The 14,960-nt window shown below is 53.8% G+C and carries 16 protein-coding genes; 9 read left to right on the top strand and 7 right to left on the bottom strand.

The genetic code is table 11. The features are described 5' to 3' along the window. Positions 1 to 2: 2 nt before the first annotated feature. Positions 3 to 983, bottom strand: a complete 981-nt coding sequence (locus tag NBE99_RS07985; RefSeq protein WP_250681572.1) for a DnaJ C-terminal domain-containing protein — start codon at positions 981 to 983, stop codon at positions 3 to 5. 41 nt (positions 984 to 1,024) lie between these two features. Beyond that, positions 1,025 to 3,046 carry a molecular chaperone DnaK gene (dnaK, locus tag NBE99_RS07980; protein ID WP_250681571.1) on the bottom strand — a complete coding sequence of 674 codons (2,022 nt, stop codon included), beginning with the start codon at positions 3,044 to 3,046 and terminating at the stop codon, positions 1,025 to 1,027. Positions 3,047 to 3,335: 289 nt separating this feature from the next. On the opposite strand from dnaK, the gene NBE99_RS07975 reads away from it, so the two are divergent. Both NBE99_RS07975 and ribD read left to right on the top strand, forming a co-directional pair. Further along, positions 3,336 to 3,650, top strand: coding sequence for a DUF6679 family protein (locus tag NBE99_RS07975; RefSeq protein ID WP_024125163.1), 315 nt, complete (start codon positions 3,336 to 3,338; stop codon positions 3,648 to 3,650). A 9-nt stretch (positions 3,651 to 3,659) separates the two neighbouring features. Continuing rightward, the gene (gene ribD, locus NBE99_RS07970; protein WP_250681570.1) at positions 3,660 to 4,799 is read left to right on the top strand and encodes a bifunctional diaminohydroxyphosphoribosylaminopyrimidine deaminase/5-amino-6-(5-phosphoribosylamino)uracil reductase RibD; all 1,140 of its coding nucleotides are present in this window, start codon (positions 3,660 to 3,662) and stop codon (positions 4,797 to 4,799) included. On the opposite strand, the gene NBE99_RS07965 is transcribed toward ribD, so the two are convergent. After that, the gene (locus NBE99_RS07965) at positions 4,771 to 5,241 is read right to left on the bottom strand and encodes a hypothetical protein (RefSeq protein ID WP_250681569.1); all 471 of its coding nucleotides are present in this window, start codon (positions 5,239 to 5,241) and stop codon (positions 4,771 to 4,773) included. The genes ribD and NBE99_RS07965 overlap by 29 nt on opposite strands. A 674-nt stretch (positions 5,242 to 5,915) precedes the next feature. Here NBE99_RS07965 and NBE99_RS13450 point away from each other — a divergent pair. The 3 genes from NBE99_RS13450 to NBE99_RS07950 are packed head-to-tail and all read left to right on the top strand — an operon-like array spanning position 5,916 to position 9,360. Continuing rightward, complete coding sequence (locus NBE99_RS13450; protein ID WP_250681568.1) at positions 5,916 to 7,172, top strand: M23 family metallopeptidase; 1,257 nt, start codon at positions 5,916 to 5,918, stop codon at positions 7,170 to 7,172. Between the two features lie 6 nt (positions 7,173 to 7,178). Then, positions 7,179 to 8,723 (top strand): uroporphyrinogen-III C-methyltransferase, encoded by a 1,545-nt coding sequence (gene cobA / locus NBE99_RS07955; RefSeq protein ID WP_250681567.1) that lies wholly within the window; start codon positions 7,179 to 7,181, stop codon positions 8,721 to 8,723. A 46-nt stretch (positions 8,724 to 8,769) separates the two neighbouring features. Next, positions 8,770 to 9,360, top strand: a complete 591-nt coding sequence (locus NBE99_RS07950; RefSeq protein WP_250681566.1) for a chromophore lyase CpcT/CpeT — start codon at positions 8,770 to 8,772, stop codon at positions 9,358 to 9,360. Here the strand turns inward: NBE99_RS07950 and lgt are convergent. Genes lgt through rpmI form a run of 3 tightly spaced genes read right to left on the bottom strand, consistent with a single transcriptional unit; the run spans position 9,357 to position 10,767 of the window. Further along, entirely contained in the window at positions 9,357 to 10,163 is an 807-nt protein-coding gene (lgt, locus tag NBE99_RS07945) for a prolipoprotein diacylglyceryl transferase (RefSeq protein ID WP_250681565.1), read from the bottom strand. The genes NBE99_RS07950 and lgt overlap by 4 nt on opposite strands. Positions 10,164 to 10,177: 14 nt before the next feature. After that, positions 10,178 to 10,528 carry a 50S ribosomal protein L20 gene (rplT, locus tag NBE99_RS07940; protein WP_149818464.1) on the bottom strand — a complete coding sequence of 117 codons (351 nt, stop codon included), beginning with the start codon at positions 10,526 to 10,528 and terminating at the stop codon, positions 10,178 to 10,180. A 41-nt stretch (positions 10,529 to 10,569) separates the two neighbouring features. Then, entirely contained in the window at positions 10,570 to 10,767 is a 198-nt protein-coding gene (rpmI, locus tag NBE99_RS07935) for a 50S ribosomal protein L35 (protein WP_250681564.1), read from the bottom strand. Positions 10,768 to 10,832: 65 nt separating this feature from the next. Here rpmI and NBE99_RS07930 point away from each other — a divergent pair, with 65 nt between their 5' ends. Genes NBE99_RS07930 through NBE99_RS07920 form a run of 3 tightly spaced genes read left to right on the top strand, consistent with a single transcriptional unit; the run spans position 10,833 to position 12,759 of the window. Beyond that, entirely contained in the window at positions 10,833 to 11,231 is a 399-nt protein-coding gene (locus NBE99_RS07930; RefSeq protein ID WP_250681563.1) for a hypothetical protein, read from the top strand. Further along, positions 11,232 to 11,963: a photosystem II S4 domain protein gene (locus tag NBE99_RS07925; RefSeq protein WP_250681562.1), complete on the top strand. Its 732-nt coding sequence runs from the start codon at positions 11,232 to 11,234 to the stop codon at positions 11,961 to 11,963. It begins immediately after the preceding gene. 4 nt (positions 11,964 to 11,967) lie between these two features. Continuing rightward, positions 11,968 to 12,759, top strand: a complete 792-nt coding sequence (locus NBE99_RS07920) for a YdcF family protein (protein ID WP_250681561.1) — start codon at positions 11,968 to 11,970, stop codon at positions 12,757 to 12,759. A gap of 5 nt (positions 12,760 to 12,764) precedes the next feature. On the opposite strand, the gene NBE99_RS07915 is transcribed toward NBE99_RS07920, so the two are convergent. Then, positions 12,765 to 13,640, bottom strand: coding sequence for an alpha/beta fold hydrolase (locus tag NBE99_RS07915; RefSeq protein ID WP_250681560.1), 876 nt, complete (start codon positions 13,638 to 13,640; stop codon positions 12,765 to 12,767). Between the two features lie 269 nt (positions 13,641 to 13,909). Here NBE99_RS07915 and NBE99_RS07910 point away from each other — a divergent pair, with 269 nt between their 5' ends. Then, complete coding sequence (locus tag NBE99_RS07910) at positions 13,910 to 14,917, top strand: PstS family phosphate ABC transporter substrate-binding protein (protein ID WP_250681559.1); 1,008 nt, start codon at positions 13,910 to 13,912, stop codon at positions 14,915 to 14,917. Positions 14,918 to 14,960 lie beyond the last annotated feature (43 nt).

The following is a 14,960-nucleotide window of genomic DNA, read 5'->3' as shown; positions in this document are numbered from 1 at the left end:
GTTTAGGAGTACGCCAAATGGGCACGGGGATTGTAGGACTCAATTGCCTGAAGCTGCCGATAGAGGTCTCGCTCGGCATCGCTGAGTTGAGGGGGCAGCGTGATCACGATTTCCACCAGTTGGTCACCGCGATCGCCATCGGGTCGAGGATAGCCTTTGCCCGCCAGTCTCAGTCGTTGCCCCGTGCGTACCCCTGCCGGAACCATCATTTTTACCCAGCCATCGAGGGTAGGGGCTTCAATTTGCCCCCCTAGAGCTGCCTCACTGGGGGTGACAGGAAGTTCACAGACAATGTCATAGTCCTCAAGGCGAAAGAGGGGATGGGGCATCACCTGAAGTTTCAAGTAGAGATCGCCGCCGCCTGTGCCTTGACCCCGCAGCCGAATTCGTTGACCAGTCACGATTCCGGGTGGCAGCGTCACTTCCAAAGAGCGCCCATCCCCAAGGCGAATCCGCTCTCGTCCCCCTTCGTAGGCCTTTTCAAGGGGAATCTCTAAGGTGGCTTCAGCGTCGCGACGGCTCACAGCGGTATAGGCGGTTTTGACCGTGCCGGGGCGAAAGTAGTCTGTCTCTATCGTAGGCGAGCGACGGGGGGGATCCGCAGGAATTGTCGAGGTGCGGGGCGATCGCCGACCCAACAGTTGATCCAAAAACTCCTGAAAATTATCTTCACTGAGATCGGGTTCCTCCCTAAGACTGGTGCCATTGCGACGGCCCACGGTGGTTCGCTGGGGACTGCGACTGCGAAAGCCCGGTTGTGACCAGTATTCACCGTAGCGATCGTACTGCTCGCGGCGAGCGGGATCACTCAACACTTGGTAGGCCTCACTAATGTCTTTGAACTTTTCCTCTGCCGCGCGATCGCCCGGATTCATATCGGGATGATACCGCCGTGCCAGCCGCCGATAGGCGCGTTTAATCTCTTCCGTACTGGCACTGCGATCCACGCCCAAAAGCTGGTAGTAATCTCGAAAATTACGCATCGACAACCCTATCTACACTGACATTTGCGGCAACTAAAGTTCTACCAGTCGTCGTCATCCCAATCATCCCATGCGGCTGAATCACTGCGTTGGGAATAGCCGCGAGAACGCCGCGTGCGTGGCGGCTGATCCCACTCATCCTCATAGTCGCGGCGGCGCTCCCGACCTCGCACTGCATCCAAGCCTTTATTCACCGCTTCCTTGAGGTTGGGCAGCTTAAAGACATCCTCATCATCTTCCAATTCCTCTTCGCTGAGGCGCAGTTGGCGGACAAAGTCGTAAAGCCGCTCTTCAAGGGCCGCATAGGTAAGGTCAATCTGGCGATCGTCCTCATTGCGAATGGCCTCCTGCAATTGCCGCACCAGGGCTTCAATGCCACGGCGTTGATCAGCGGCAAATTGATAGCCAAATTCCTGAGCCGCCTCGCGCAGTTGGCGTTCAGCGCGGTTAATCAGATCTTGGGCACGGTTGCGCTTCTCAATACGGGCGCGCCGCTGGCGATCGCTGGCGGCATTCGACTCGGCATCCAAGAGCATCTGCTGAATTTCCTCTTCACTCAGGGTGGATGCCCCTTGGATGACCACACTTTGCTCACGCCCACTAAAACGATCCAAGGCCACCACTTGGAGCAGGCCATTGGCATCCAAGTCAAAGGACACTTGAATTTGGGGCACCCCCCGAGGCGCTGGCGGAATACCTGTTAACTTAAAGCGTCCCAAGGACTTGTTGTGTTCTGCTAGTTCCCGCTCCCCTTGAACGACGTGGATTTCCACCTGGCTTTGGTTATTTTCTGAGGTTGAAAAAATATCGGAGCGGCGCACCGGAATCGTTGTATTGCGGGGAATCAGTACCTTCGTCACGCCGCCAATGGTTTCCACACCCAAGGAAAGGGGGGTTACATCCAACAGCAGGATATCCTTCATATCCCCCGCAAGAATGCCTGCTTGAATGGCAGCGCCGATCGCCACCACTTCGTCGGGGTTGACGTTTTGATTGGGTTCACGGCCAATCATCTGCCGCACCAGCTCCTGCACCATTGGCATGCGAGTGGCACCCCCCACTAGAACCACCGCATCAATCTCACTTGGCGTTAGGTGGGCATCCATCAAGGCCTGCTCCACCGGGTAGCGCAGCCGCTGCAATAGCCCTTGGCTGAGGTCTTCAAATTGGCGGCGACTCAGTGTGGTCTCAATGTGTTTAGGCCCCTCGGCAGTGGCAGTGACAAAGGGCAGGTCGATATTCGTTTCCAGTAGGCCAGAAAGCTCAATTTTTGCTTTTTCGGCTGCGTCGGTGAGCCGCTGGAGAGACTGGCGATCGCGCCGTAGGTCAATGCCCTCCTTGGCCAAGAAGTCCTCCGCCAGCCAGTCCACAATCAACTTATCAAAGTCATTGCCCCCCAATTGGGTATCGCCGCTGGTGGCCTTCACCTCAAAAACCCCATCCCCCACCTCAAGAATGGAGACATCAAAGGTGCCACCGCCAAGGTCAAACACAAGAATCGTCTGCTCCTTCTGGCGATCGAGGCCATAGGCAAGGGCAGCAGCAGTGGGTTCATTAATAATGCGGCGGACATTCAAGCCGGCAATTCGCCCCGCATCACGAGTGGCCTGCCGCTGAGAGTCATTAAAGTAGGCGGGTACGGTAATGACCGCATCAGTGACTGGTTCTCCCAAATAGCGGCTGGCATCCTCCACCAGCTTGCGCAAAACCATTGCTGAAATTTCTTCGGGCGCAAATTCTCTTTGTAGCCGCGGGCACTTGATGCGCACTTTACCGGACTCATCACGGCGAATGGTGTAGGGCACCCGTTTGGACTCTGCACTGAGTTCGCTATATTCACGACCAATAAAGCGCTTGACGGCGTAAAAGGTATTCTGGGGATTCAGCACCGCCTGCCGCCGCGCCAACTGACCCACAAGCCGTTCTCCCTCTTTACCAAAGGCAACCACGGAGGGGGTGGTGCGGGAGCCTTCCGCATTGGCAATTACCACCGGTTTTCCCCCTTCCAGCACAGCGATGACGGAATTGGTTGTTCCCAGATCAATGCCAACAATTTTGCCCATGCCGTTTGAACGACTCCGCACTGGTTAGAATAAATGAATAGCGTTATAGTAACGGATTATTTACCCTTTGTTACGCTTATTCGATTGTACGAGATCTACCCCAGACCGTCAGAGAATCACTCTTTCCCCTGTGCTGCGCGATCGCTACAACGATATGGACACCCTCAGTCCCCACACCTCACCTTCACCGCTGCTCATCTGTGAATTCTAGCGGTAAGATGACAGGCAAGAGGTTGCAGCACAGCTTATCAACTGTTGCTACGCCCAATTCCGAGAAGGAGACCGTTCTATGTTACACCGCAAGCTTTATCAACTCTATACCGACGGCCAAGAAGTCTGGATTTACTTGCGGGATCAACAACGCTTAATTGACCGGGCACGCATTGTGGACATCGAAGGGAATGTTGTTACCATCCGCTACGAAACGGAGGAAGACGACGAAGTGTGTGCTTGGGAAGAGATCGTCAATATCGAAAGCATTGGCTCGATTTCACGGCGGCTCGCAGCAGTTCCCCGGGGCTATGCGGAGTTACCCATTGCGGATGAGTGCCCAGAGGCGGAGCAACTGCCGAAGCATTCCTCGGAAACCGAACACGAGCGTTGATTCTTGCCCATGCGCTTAGCCCCCGTTGTGGAGGAGATAGCCACGATTGATGCCCAATATATGGGGCGCTGCCTTGAGTTAGCGGCTCGTGCCAAAGGCTGTACGGCTCCGAATCCCCTCGTGGGCTGTGTGATTGTGGCGGAGGGGCGGGTGATTGGGGAGGGGTTTCATCCCAAGGCGGGGGAACCCCATGCTGAGGTTTTTGCCTTGCGCAGCGTCAGCCAGAGCGATCGCCCTCTCCTTAGCAAGGCCACCCTCTACGTCAATCTTGAACCCTGCAACCACTATGGCCGCACGCCCCCCTGTACCGAGGCGATTATAGCGGCGGGTATTCCCAAGGTGGTGGTGGGCATGATTGATCCAAATCCCCAAGTGGCTGGGGCTGGGGTAGAACGACTGCGCTCAGCGGGCATAGAAGTCACCGTCGGCGTGCGGGAAGCAGAGTGTCAACGCCTTAACGAAGCGTTTGTTCATCGGGTGCGCTATCAGCGTCCCTTTGGCATTTTCAAATACGCCATGACCTTGGATGGCAAAATTGCCTCCAGTGCCGGCCACAGTCTCTGGGTGAGTGGTGAAGCCGCGCGGGCAATGGTGCATCAACTGCGCTCTGAGTGTGATGCCGTGATTGTGGGGGGCAATACCGTGCGTCTGGATAATCCCCTTTTGACCTCGCGCCATGAGCGCAATCCCCTACGGGTGGTGATGAGTCGTACCCTTGATCTGCCGCCGAATGCCTCTTTGTGGGAAACGACCACGGCTCCGACATTGGTGGTTACCTCTGCTTCACCCCAACATCCCCTCATTCCCCAATTGCAGGCACGGGGCGTGGAGGTAGTGCACCGAGAGCCGCTAACACCGACCACTGTTATGGCAGAGCTTGATCAACGGGGCATCATGACTGTGCTTTGGGAGTGCGGCGGTTCCCTTGCAGCGGCAGCGATCGCTGAGGGCATGGTACAGAAAGTGTGGGCGTTTATTGCACCAAAAATTATTGGTGGCTCCGATGCCCCCGCCCCAGTCGCCGATCTCGGCTTGACCAAGATGAATGAGGCCCTGTGCCTAGAGGACGTGAGTTGGCAAACCGTGGGCGAGGATATTCTCGTGGTGGGCTACCTACCGCCTAGGCCTCCGGTTCCGTCACCTCAATAATGGTACAGCCCGTTTCTGTGGGGGGCGTATCCGCCTGCTCATAGAGCAAATCAATCCACAGGGACTCAGGGTAGGGCTTGCGACTAGAGACATAAAAGAGCCAATGCTGACTGACATTGAGGGATTCTCGCCGCAGCTTGGCCATTGCCGGTGTGGTAATCAGTCGTAAGGCGGCGTTGGCATTCCGCCACTGTTCAATAATTCCAGCCGCCACCCGCAGGGTTTCCCCCTCGCTATTTTCCAATTCCAAAATGCCGTCAATGTGAATACTCTCCCACCAGTGCTGTGGATCGCTGAGATCTAGTCCTTGACCATCCATGTAGTCAATCAGGTTCGGGAGATATTCACGAATGAAGTTTTGGACAACACTAAAGGGTGGAAAAGGACGCAAAACCTTGAGGTGGCTCGCTGTTTGTTGAAACCACAGCTTGTGGTAGGTCATGGGGACAAAGCTCCATCAGAAAGGCGATCGCCAAAAATCGTCATAAACTCGTTTATTCTACCAAGCAAGCTTGCTCTAATCGCCTCTGAGAGTGAAGATAAATATGTGCCACTTTTAGCGCAATTTGGCACAAGTGTTATAGGACAATTTTGGTGTAACGACCAACCATGAGAAGGATGTAAACTGACTTACATTATTAAAAAAAACTATACACATTGATTAGCTAACTTTACTCTACTTATTCATTTATTCGGAATAATGATTTTTCTTTCATAGGCAGTAATTAAGCCCAAGTCGTGATGAATTCAGGTGTTTTGATTATTGACAAGTAGGTAGAAAATTCTTATTTTTATTTTTAAGCAGATAATTCACTCCCCTGAGATGCAAGGACAAGGCAGGGGGGAGGGTTGTCATTTGGTTGTGGATTGGGTAAAGTCACCTAGAAGTTTCGTCGTGGTGCCAAAACACCCTTTGCATAAACAACAGATTGGGACAGTTTTAGGCATAGACGCGGCGAGTGGCCTCTGGCTACTTTCGATGACTGCTCCTGCTGTGTGTTCCCAATTCCCTGTTTTGTCGAATCACGGTAAATTTTGTGTGCGAGGAGGATTACCTTGAGCAACGATAGTCGTATCCCTACCGCCTCTCAGGATGCACCTCTTGCGTCTGCTTCTATGCTTGGTCGTTCGCTGCGCTCCCTTTGTTCCTGTCTGCCACTGTTGGGCACCTTTGCACTCATTCAGCCCACCCAAGCCCTTGACCTCGCTGCCCTCTCTGGCGATCACCAAATCCGTCCCACGGACATTCAGCCCGACGCTCTGAAACTGTCCTCCCTACTTAGCACTGATACCCAAGACCCGCTTGCTGAGTTTGAAAATCTGCTATCCACCGATAAAACTGACTTACTCTTGGGGGTTGCCCAAGGGGCATGGCAACGCACGGTTCAGCCTGAGGTCAGCGTTGCCCCATTATCCCTAAAAACACCTGCGCCTACCCTATCTGCCTTTGCCGCCTTTGAGCGCCTCAGCCGTCCTTCTGAGCCAACCTTCAAAGTGGTGGATCGTCGGGTTCGCACCGATAGTTTGGCCGATCTCGTGACCCAAGCAACCACTTCTGTTGTTGCCTCCTTGGCCATTGATCCGCCCTTTGCCATGGGTGGGTCGCTGGAGCAAACCACTGCCGAAATTGAACCCCAAGCAACTGCCGCTGACACAACCCAACTATCGCAGCGGGTGGCCTTTGTCAGCCCCCAATCCGTGTCCACCTCTGCATCAACCGTCGTTCCTGTATCCTTTGGGCGTGCTTCTGAGCGGCAGCGTCGTCTTGGCTCTACGCTCCAACCCTCTGCCCGCCCTGCTTTGCCGCAACCCGCCGTCGTCAGTCGTTCGCAAACAACAACGGTGAGTGCCCCCACCGCCGCAGCGGTGCAGCCCATTGCCCCCCCTGTGCCCGTTAAAGTGGCGCGGTCTATTGTGACGCCGCCCTTACCCAGCGGTCTTGAGCTGCCACCGTTGCCCAATTCTGATCGCTTCCTGCCTAGCCTGACCACGAACTTTATCTGGCCGGCTCGAGGCGTTTTGACCTCTGGCTTTGGCCCACGTTGGGGACGGATGCACCGAGGCATCGATATTGCTGCGCCTATTGGCACGCCCATCTATGCTGCTGCCGCTGGTGTGGTTACCTACTCCCAATGGAATTCTGGCGGTTTCGGCAACCTTGTGGAAATTCGCCACGCCGATGGGACGCTGACGCTCTATGCGCACAACCATCGCAACTTGGTGCGTGTGGGTCAATACGTTGAGCAGGGTCAGCAGATTGCCGAAATGGGCAGTACAGGCCGTAGCACAGGCCCCCATGTCCACTTTGAAGTGCATCCCCAAGGGGGGGGTGCGGTCAACCCAATGATTTTTCTACAACGCAGCCAAGGCTAAGCGTTGATGATCTATTTTGTGGGTGCGGGCTTGGGTACCCTTGGCACTCTCACCCTCGAAGCTTGGACTTGCCTACAGCAGGCGCAAGTAGTTCTTTACGACGCCCTCGTCTCTCCTAGCCTCCTAGACCTTACACCCACTGATTGTTTGCGGGTGGCGGTGGGCAAACGAGCGGGAGCCGAGCCAGTTCCCCAAGCGGAAATCAACCGCCTTTTAGTGGACTACGGCCAGCAGTATCAACGGGTTGTCCGCCTCAAAAGTGGCGATCCAGGGCTGTTTGGCCGCTTACATCAGGAACTTGAGGTTGTCTTGGGGGCAGGTTTAGAGGCTGTGGTGATTGCGGGGGTGTCCTCAGCGCTAGCGGCACCTTTATTGGCGGGTCTCTGTGTGACAGCAAAGGACGTGAGTCAGTCCGTAGCGATTCTGTCGGGGCATGCGCCAGAAATCCTTCCTTGGGCAGCGATCGCCCAAATGGAGACGCTGATTTTTTTGATGGCTACCCGTTCCCTGCGGCAAATTGTTGAGGAACTGCTGCAACAGGGGCGATCGCCCGCTGAGGGACTGGCAATTTTGCAATGGGTCGGCCAGCCGCAGCAACAGTTCTGGTTTGGCACCTTGGAGAGCTACCTGAATACGCCTCACTTTCCAGAGATGGCTCCTGCAGTCGTTGTTATTGGCGCGATCGCCCAAAAACGCTATCCTTTGACTAGTCTAGATTTGGCATTACCTGACTGTTTGAGAACATCCCCATCCTCCATGTCTCGGCTCCACGGCAAAACCATTCTCGTCACCCGTGCGGCGGGTCAAGCCAGTGCCTTTAGCGAGCAATTGAAGGCCGCTGGTGCCACGGTTTTAGAGATGCCCACCCTTGAAATTGTCCCCCCTAGTTCTTGGGAGCCACTGGATCAGGCCTTGGCGGAACTAAGCACTTTTGACTGGCTGATTCTCACCTCCCACAATGCCGTCACCTTTTTTATGGAACGGTTACACAGTCAGGGCAAGGATAGTCGGGCTTTGGCGGGTCTGAAGATTGCTGTTGTTGGGGAAAAAACTGCCCAAACCCTCAGCAGTTACGGCTTAGTGGCCGACTTTACCCCCAGTGAATTTGTGGCCGATGCCTTGGTGGCTGAATTCCCTGAACCCGTTGCTGGCTTGCGTTTTCTCTTCCCACGGGTTGAAAGGGGAGGACGACCTGTTTTAGTGGATGCCTTCACGGCGGCTGGCGCTGAGGTTCTTGAGGTACCTGCTTATGATTCTCGCTGTCCCCAAGCGGCCGATGCTCACGTCCTAGCCGCGCTTGAAGCCGGCCAAGTGGATATAGTGACATTTACTAGCTCTAAAACAGTGAAACATTTTTGCCAATTGTTGGGAGCTAGGGTCGCAGATTTACTCCAAAATGTTCAGATTGCCAGTATTGGCCCACAAACGTCGCAAACTTGCCGCGAACTGCTTGGGCGGGTGGATGCTGAAGCTACTGAACATACGCTTGAGGGACTTCTTCAAGCATTATTGCAAGCCACCTCGTCTTTGAAGGGGGAGAGGGTACCCTAATCCGCTACTCTGAAAAAAGGACTGTTTTAGGACAATCAGTGGCTCCATGACGCACGCAACCGATGTGTTGACCCTTGGCCGTTGGATGGCGGCGGATTTTAGTAACCAAGACCAAGCCTTTGAAAATCCCCCCTTCTACGCCCATATTCGAGTGTGTATGCGTCCCCTGCCCAGGGGGCTACTGGAGGGCATTGCCCTTTATGTGGAACAGGCCTACGACTATTTGCTAGGGGTGCCCTACCGAACACGGGTTCTTGAGCTGGTGCCGGCCAATGATCACATTGTGATTAAAAATTACGTGCTCAAGGATGAAAAGCGCTTCTTTGGGGCAGCGCGCGATCGCCAGCGGCTTGAGGCCATGACTGCCGATGATCTGGAACTCCTCTGTGGCTGCAATATGATCACCTACTGGACAGGGCACAGTTTTCGTGGCGAAGTGGAGCCGGGTAAGGCCTGTAAAGTGGTGCGCAAAGGACGGGAAACCTATCTCGATAGCACGTTTGAAATTGATGGTGAGCGCTTCATTAGCCACGATCGCGGACGGGATCCAGAGACCGATGAGCACGTTTGGGGATCCGTAGCAGGCCCCTTTCACTTTGTGCGTTGGCAAAGCTTTGCTGATGAAATTATTGCCTAGGCCGTTTGCCAATCTGGTAACGGTTTGCCTTGGTAATAGAGGCGAAAGAGTCCCCAAGCTCCTAGGGCGATCGCAACCAAGCTAACCACTTGGGCAATTCGCAGCGGACCTAGCATTAAGCTATCCATGCGCAGTCCTTCAATCCAAAAGCGACCCAAGCTGTAGGCAATAGCATAGACCAACAGCAGGGTGCCAGGTTTTTGATAGCGAGGTTGATGGAAGAGCCAGAGGAGTAGGGCAAAAACCCCTAGATTCCAGAGGGATTCATAGAGAAACGTGGGGTGGTAATAGGCTTCGTTGATCAGCTCAGGGGGACGCTGCGGGACAGGGATATACAGTTTCCACGGCAAATCCGTAGGGGCACCAAAAGCTTCAGAGTTAAAAAAATTACCCCAGCGACCAATCGCCTGTCCCAGAATCAAGGAAGGGGCAATGACATCCGCCACTTGCCAAAAGGAGAGACGCTGCACATAGGTAAAGATAGCCATGGCTAGCATGCCACCAAGGATGGCACCATGAATCGCAATGCCGCCTCGCCAAATTTGAACCACTTGATCCAAGTGTTTTTGATAAAATTCCCAGTTAAATGCTACATAGTAGAGCCGCGCAGCAGGAATCGCCGCAACAACCAGCCAAATCGAGAGATCGGCAATCAAATCGGGATTGATCTGCCGCTGGCGTGCCAAGCGCTGACTCAGCCAAATGCCAATAAAGACCGCTGCGGCAATCAGTAGCCCATACCACCGCAGGGTGATAAACCCTAGCTCAAGGGTGGCACCGGGGGATTGGAAGGTGGCGATCATGCCTAGAACGGGTTCTAAACGGCACGGGCAGTCTGAATGACGGTGGCAAAGGCGTCGGTATCCAGCACCGCCAATTGAGCGAGCATTTTGCGATTGAGCTGAATATCGGCCTTTTTGAGGGCACCCATGAGTTGGCTGTAGCTCATGCCATGTTGCCGTGCAGCAGCGTTAATCCGTGCAATCCAGAGCCGCCGAAAGTCCCGTTTGCGGCGCCGCCGATCGCGATAGGCATTGCACAGTGCCTTCATGACCACCTGATTAGCGGTGCGGAAGAGCTTGGAGTGCCCTGCACGATAGCCCTTGGCGAGCTTGAGAATTTTTTTGCGCCGTTTGCGGGCAACGTTACCGCGTTTGACCCTTGCCATAGTTCAATTTCACCCTTGATGAAAAACTAAAAATTTATAAGTTAAGCGTAAGGAAGCATCAGCGACACTCGTTCTAGGTCTCGCTTGTCCACCAGTGCTTTATGGGAGAGACGATTCTTGCGATCGCTACTCTTGTGTTCGAGGAGGTGGTTTTTATTGGCTTTGCGACGAATGAACTTACCACTGCCGGTGGTGCGAAATCGTTTGGCAGCTGCACGACGTGTTTTTAGCTTTGGCATAGCCTTGCCCTATTTTAGACACAGCTTACTAGTGTACTATTTTGAAGAGAGTCTTGGCAAGCTGCATGGAACTGGAGTTTATTCCTGTCGAAGAGTTTTATTTTGCCCTTACGTTGGCGATGCGCACCCTTGAGGATTTGGGAGATGCGGCGTTAGTGGAGCGAGTGCGATCGCGCTTGAAGGAGCGGTTTGGTCAAGCCTCAACCGTTGCTGCTGGCAAGCAAAACACCTTTAACTATGTCTTTCGTGTCAAGGGTGTTGATAATAGCCCAGCGCCGCAGTTAATGCTTTCAATTGCCGACTGGCAGGGAAAACTCCGCCTTAGCAGTGACTACGGCTGGACATTGGATGCGCAGCGCAAAACGATCCGCACTGAGAAATTTGGCGATCGCCCCCAATTTTGCCAACAGGTGAAAGCCCACTTAGCCCAGTGGCTGGATTTACCCGAATTGCTTGAGGCCTAAATGTTTGACCTAGGGACAGCCATTAACGCAGCAATTAAAACGTGGTCTGTCGTTTACACGCCGTTTTTGCCCCCAGATCAGGTTGGGCAAGCACTGCATACCCTTGAGCAACGCGCAGATGTTCATGGTCTAGCCTGGGGAGGGTACCCCCAAGCGGAGCGCTGTCGGCTGGCGATCGCGCCCATTGAACTCAATCTTGAAGAGCAACAGCCTCCCCTTGCTTTGGTGCGAATCACAGGTAACTTTCTCTTTGATCCCGCCACCTACAGTGATTTTGAGCTAGCGATCGCTAATGCCGGTCTCGATGAAGGAGATTATGGGGATGTGATTCTCTTGGGAGAACGGGGGGCACAAGTAATTCTTATCCCTGAAAAAGTCCCTACTCTACAAGAAGGCTTAAAGCAGGTGCGAACCGTACCGGTGACCGTTGATCTGTGTGACTGGTCAGAGCTAGCCATAGCCCCGCCCCAAACAAAATCCCTGAGTACTGTTGAAGCGTCATTGCGCTTAGATGCAGTGGCTTCAGCTGGCTTCGGCGTCTCCCGCAGTAAAATGAGCGAGTGGATTAGCCAAGGCCTCGTGCGCGTGAACTGGCAGGTGGTGCAACAACCGCGGCATCTCCTCAAAGTGAATGACCTGATTGCCATTCGCGGCAAAGGGCGATTGCGGATTCAAGACATTCAAGTAACGAAGAAAGAGCGCTACCGCATTCAGATGGAGCGAATTCGCTAAAGCCATGGATCTGCTGCTGTCGAAATTACTGCCACCCCTGCTGTATCCATTGCCTCTGGCTTGTTGGGCACTCATTTTTGCCATTGTTCGCTTCTGGCGTGCCCCCAAACAGGCAGCGATCGCCCTTGTGATTGCCCTGAGCATTTTACTCCTGAGCGGCAATGACTATGTAGCAACAGCGCTCATTGCTTCCCTAGAGCGGCAGTATTTACCCCCTGATCCGATGCCCAAAGCTGCTGCCATCGTTGTTCTCGGCGGTGCTGTTGTCCCGCAAACTGCTCCCCGCCCTTGGGTAGAAGTCACTGAAGGGGGCGATCGCATCCTCTATGGTGCCCACCTCTTTCGTCAGGGCTATGCCCCCTATCTCATTCTCAGTGGCGGGCGTATTGAGTGGCTCGGCGAAACCTTTCAGCGGGGAGAGGCGGCAGATATGGCGGAAATTGCTGCCACCTGCGGCGTGCCCAAGGACAAGATTCTCCTAGAGACCACTTCACTGAATACCTATGAAAATGCCGTCAATGTCAAAGCGCTTCTTGAGAAGCATCAAATTCAGGGGGATCTGCTGCTAGTGACATCCGCCTACCACATGCCCCGCTCCGTCGCCATTTTTCGCCGTTTGGGGATGAAGGTCATTCCAGCACCCACGGACTATCGGTACCTCTCGATCGCGCGATCGCCCACGTGGCAAAACCTCTTGCTAAGCTTGATCCCCAATCCCTACAACGTGGACATCACCACGATCGCCCTACGGGAATACCAAGGTCTGCTCGTCTATAAACTCAGAGGTTGGCTTTAGAGACCCTAAGCACCCAGAAATGCTTGACACGCCTCCACAAAAGCAGCCGTTGACTCATAGGGCAGGACATTGCGCCCCGGAATCACAACTCCCTCAGCATTGGGAAATGTCTTGGTATAAAACTGCAACCGTTCTTCAGGCGATTCAGCCCCACCATCCCGACTGATACTAGAGGCTTGATTTCCCATCACCACAAGCACTGGCTGCCCAATCTGCTGCATTTTCTCACGATAGTCTCGCCGCCAAAAGCCTGACAGGAATGAATACACCGCATGGCGACTCTCAAGGTCAGCACAACCGGCGGCCAGCATTTTTAGCCATTCATCATCCACATCCTCAGGCTTGGCAAAAAGCTGATTGATTGAAAACTGCCGCAGGAAACTTTCTTGGCGGGCATAGAGATAAAAGCCCCAACCCAAAGGAGAATCAAAAAGATTCCAGCGCACCTTTTGCCATGTGGGATCAGTGTTTTCAGACACCAAAGCAGCGGCGGGAGGGCCACTGAGGATCATTGCTCTTACTACTTGGGGATCAAGATGCACCAGCTCGATCGCCACCGGAAACAATGCTCCTTGGACAACGAGGATCACCGGCTGACCAATCTCAGAGATGATAAAGAAATGTAACTGAGCTGCCCAATCCTCGGGGTAATAGGCAATGTGAGGTAGAGCGCTCTGGCCACAGCCGAGCAAGTCAGGGATGTAAAATGAATAGCTTCCCCCTTGCGACTGCCAATAGCTGACACAGCGCTGCCAAAACTGCCCCGACAAACCCACGCCCACGGGATGGATAAACAGAATGGGGGGGTGCCCTTCTTGGAAACTGAGGCGATAGGCGCAGGAAAAGCCCTGCCACTGATAGGTTTTAGAAGCTAATGACATTCTGGACGCCCCCTCAATGTCTCCCCAAGCACAGATTTAACACTGAAACCAGCAGAGATGTTACCTCCCTCAACAATATGGCCAATCCCTAACATTCGGTAGCAATTTTAACCAAATTTTTCCCTTGCCTTAACCTAATCCCTTGAATACGTTGCGTATTCTGACGAAAGGGTGGTTCGATTGGTTTGCCTTTTTGACACCGTGGGCAACCATCACCCTGAAGGTACTCTACTTGCAAAACGTTGTTTACTCCGCTAGGAAACATCACCATGTTTACATCTGCAAAAAGCTATGCCCGCCTAGGAGTAGTTGCAGCCGTCGCGGCTCTGTCGGGCAGCCTGATTCCTGCTGCTTTGTCCCAAGGGACACCCACAATTCGTATTGATGGCTCCAGCACCGTTTTCCCGATTACAGAAGCTGTTGCTGAAGGTTTCCAAAAAGCCCAAGGGGGCAAAGTCCGCGTTACGGTAGGTGTTTCGGGTACAGGCGGTGGCTTCAAGAAGTTCTGCCGAGGTGAAACCGATATCTCCAATGCCTCTCGCCCCATTCTGGCCAAAGAAATTGCCGACTGTCGTGCTGCTGGTATCACCTTTATCGAGCTACCGGTGGCCTACGACGCCCTAACTGTGGTAGTGAATCCCCAAAACACTTGGGCAAGAAGTCTAACTGTTGCTGAACTGAAAAATATTTGGGGGCCAGACTCCAAAATCAATAACTGGAGCCAAGTGCGCCAAGGCTTTCCCAATATCCCTCTAAAACTCTTTGGTCCAGGTGCTGACTCTGGAACCTTTGACTACTTCACGGAAGCGATTAACGGTAAAGCCAAAGTGAGCCGCAAAGACTTCACCGCTAGTGAAGATGACAACGTGCTCGTGCAAGGCGTGTCTCGCGATCGCGGTGCCCTAGGGTACTTTGGCTTTGCCTACTTCATGGAGAATCGTAATCGGCTCAGAGCGGTTGCTATTGACAACGGCAAAGGCCCTGTCCAACCCTCCGAGCAAAACGTGCTGAATGGGACCTACCAGCCCCTCTCCCGTCCCATCTTTATCTATGTCAACGCTAAGTCAGCGCAGCGGCCTGAAGTACGGCAGTTTGTCACCTACTACCTAAATAATGCACCGGCCATGGTGAAAAAGGTGAAGTATGTGCCTCTGCCAGCCAGTGCCTACCGCACGATTCTGGCTAACTTCAACCGCAACCGTGTGGGTACGGTCTTTGGGGGCAAAGAGGCTATTGGCTTGACGATCAACCAACTGCTGAGGATGCAACCCCAATAGGTTGATATTTTGATGTAATGAAGGGTGTGAGGTATTAGCCCTC

This window comes from Thermosynechococcus sp. HN-54, from assembly GCF_023650955.1.
Lineage (GTDB): Bacteria > Cyanobacteriota > Cyanobacteriia > Thermosynechococcales > Thermosynechococcaceae > Thermosynechococcus.
This window is presented reverse-complemented; position numbering and strand designations above follow the sequence as displayed.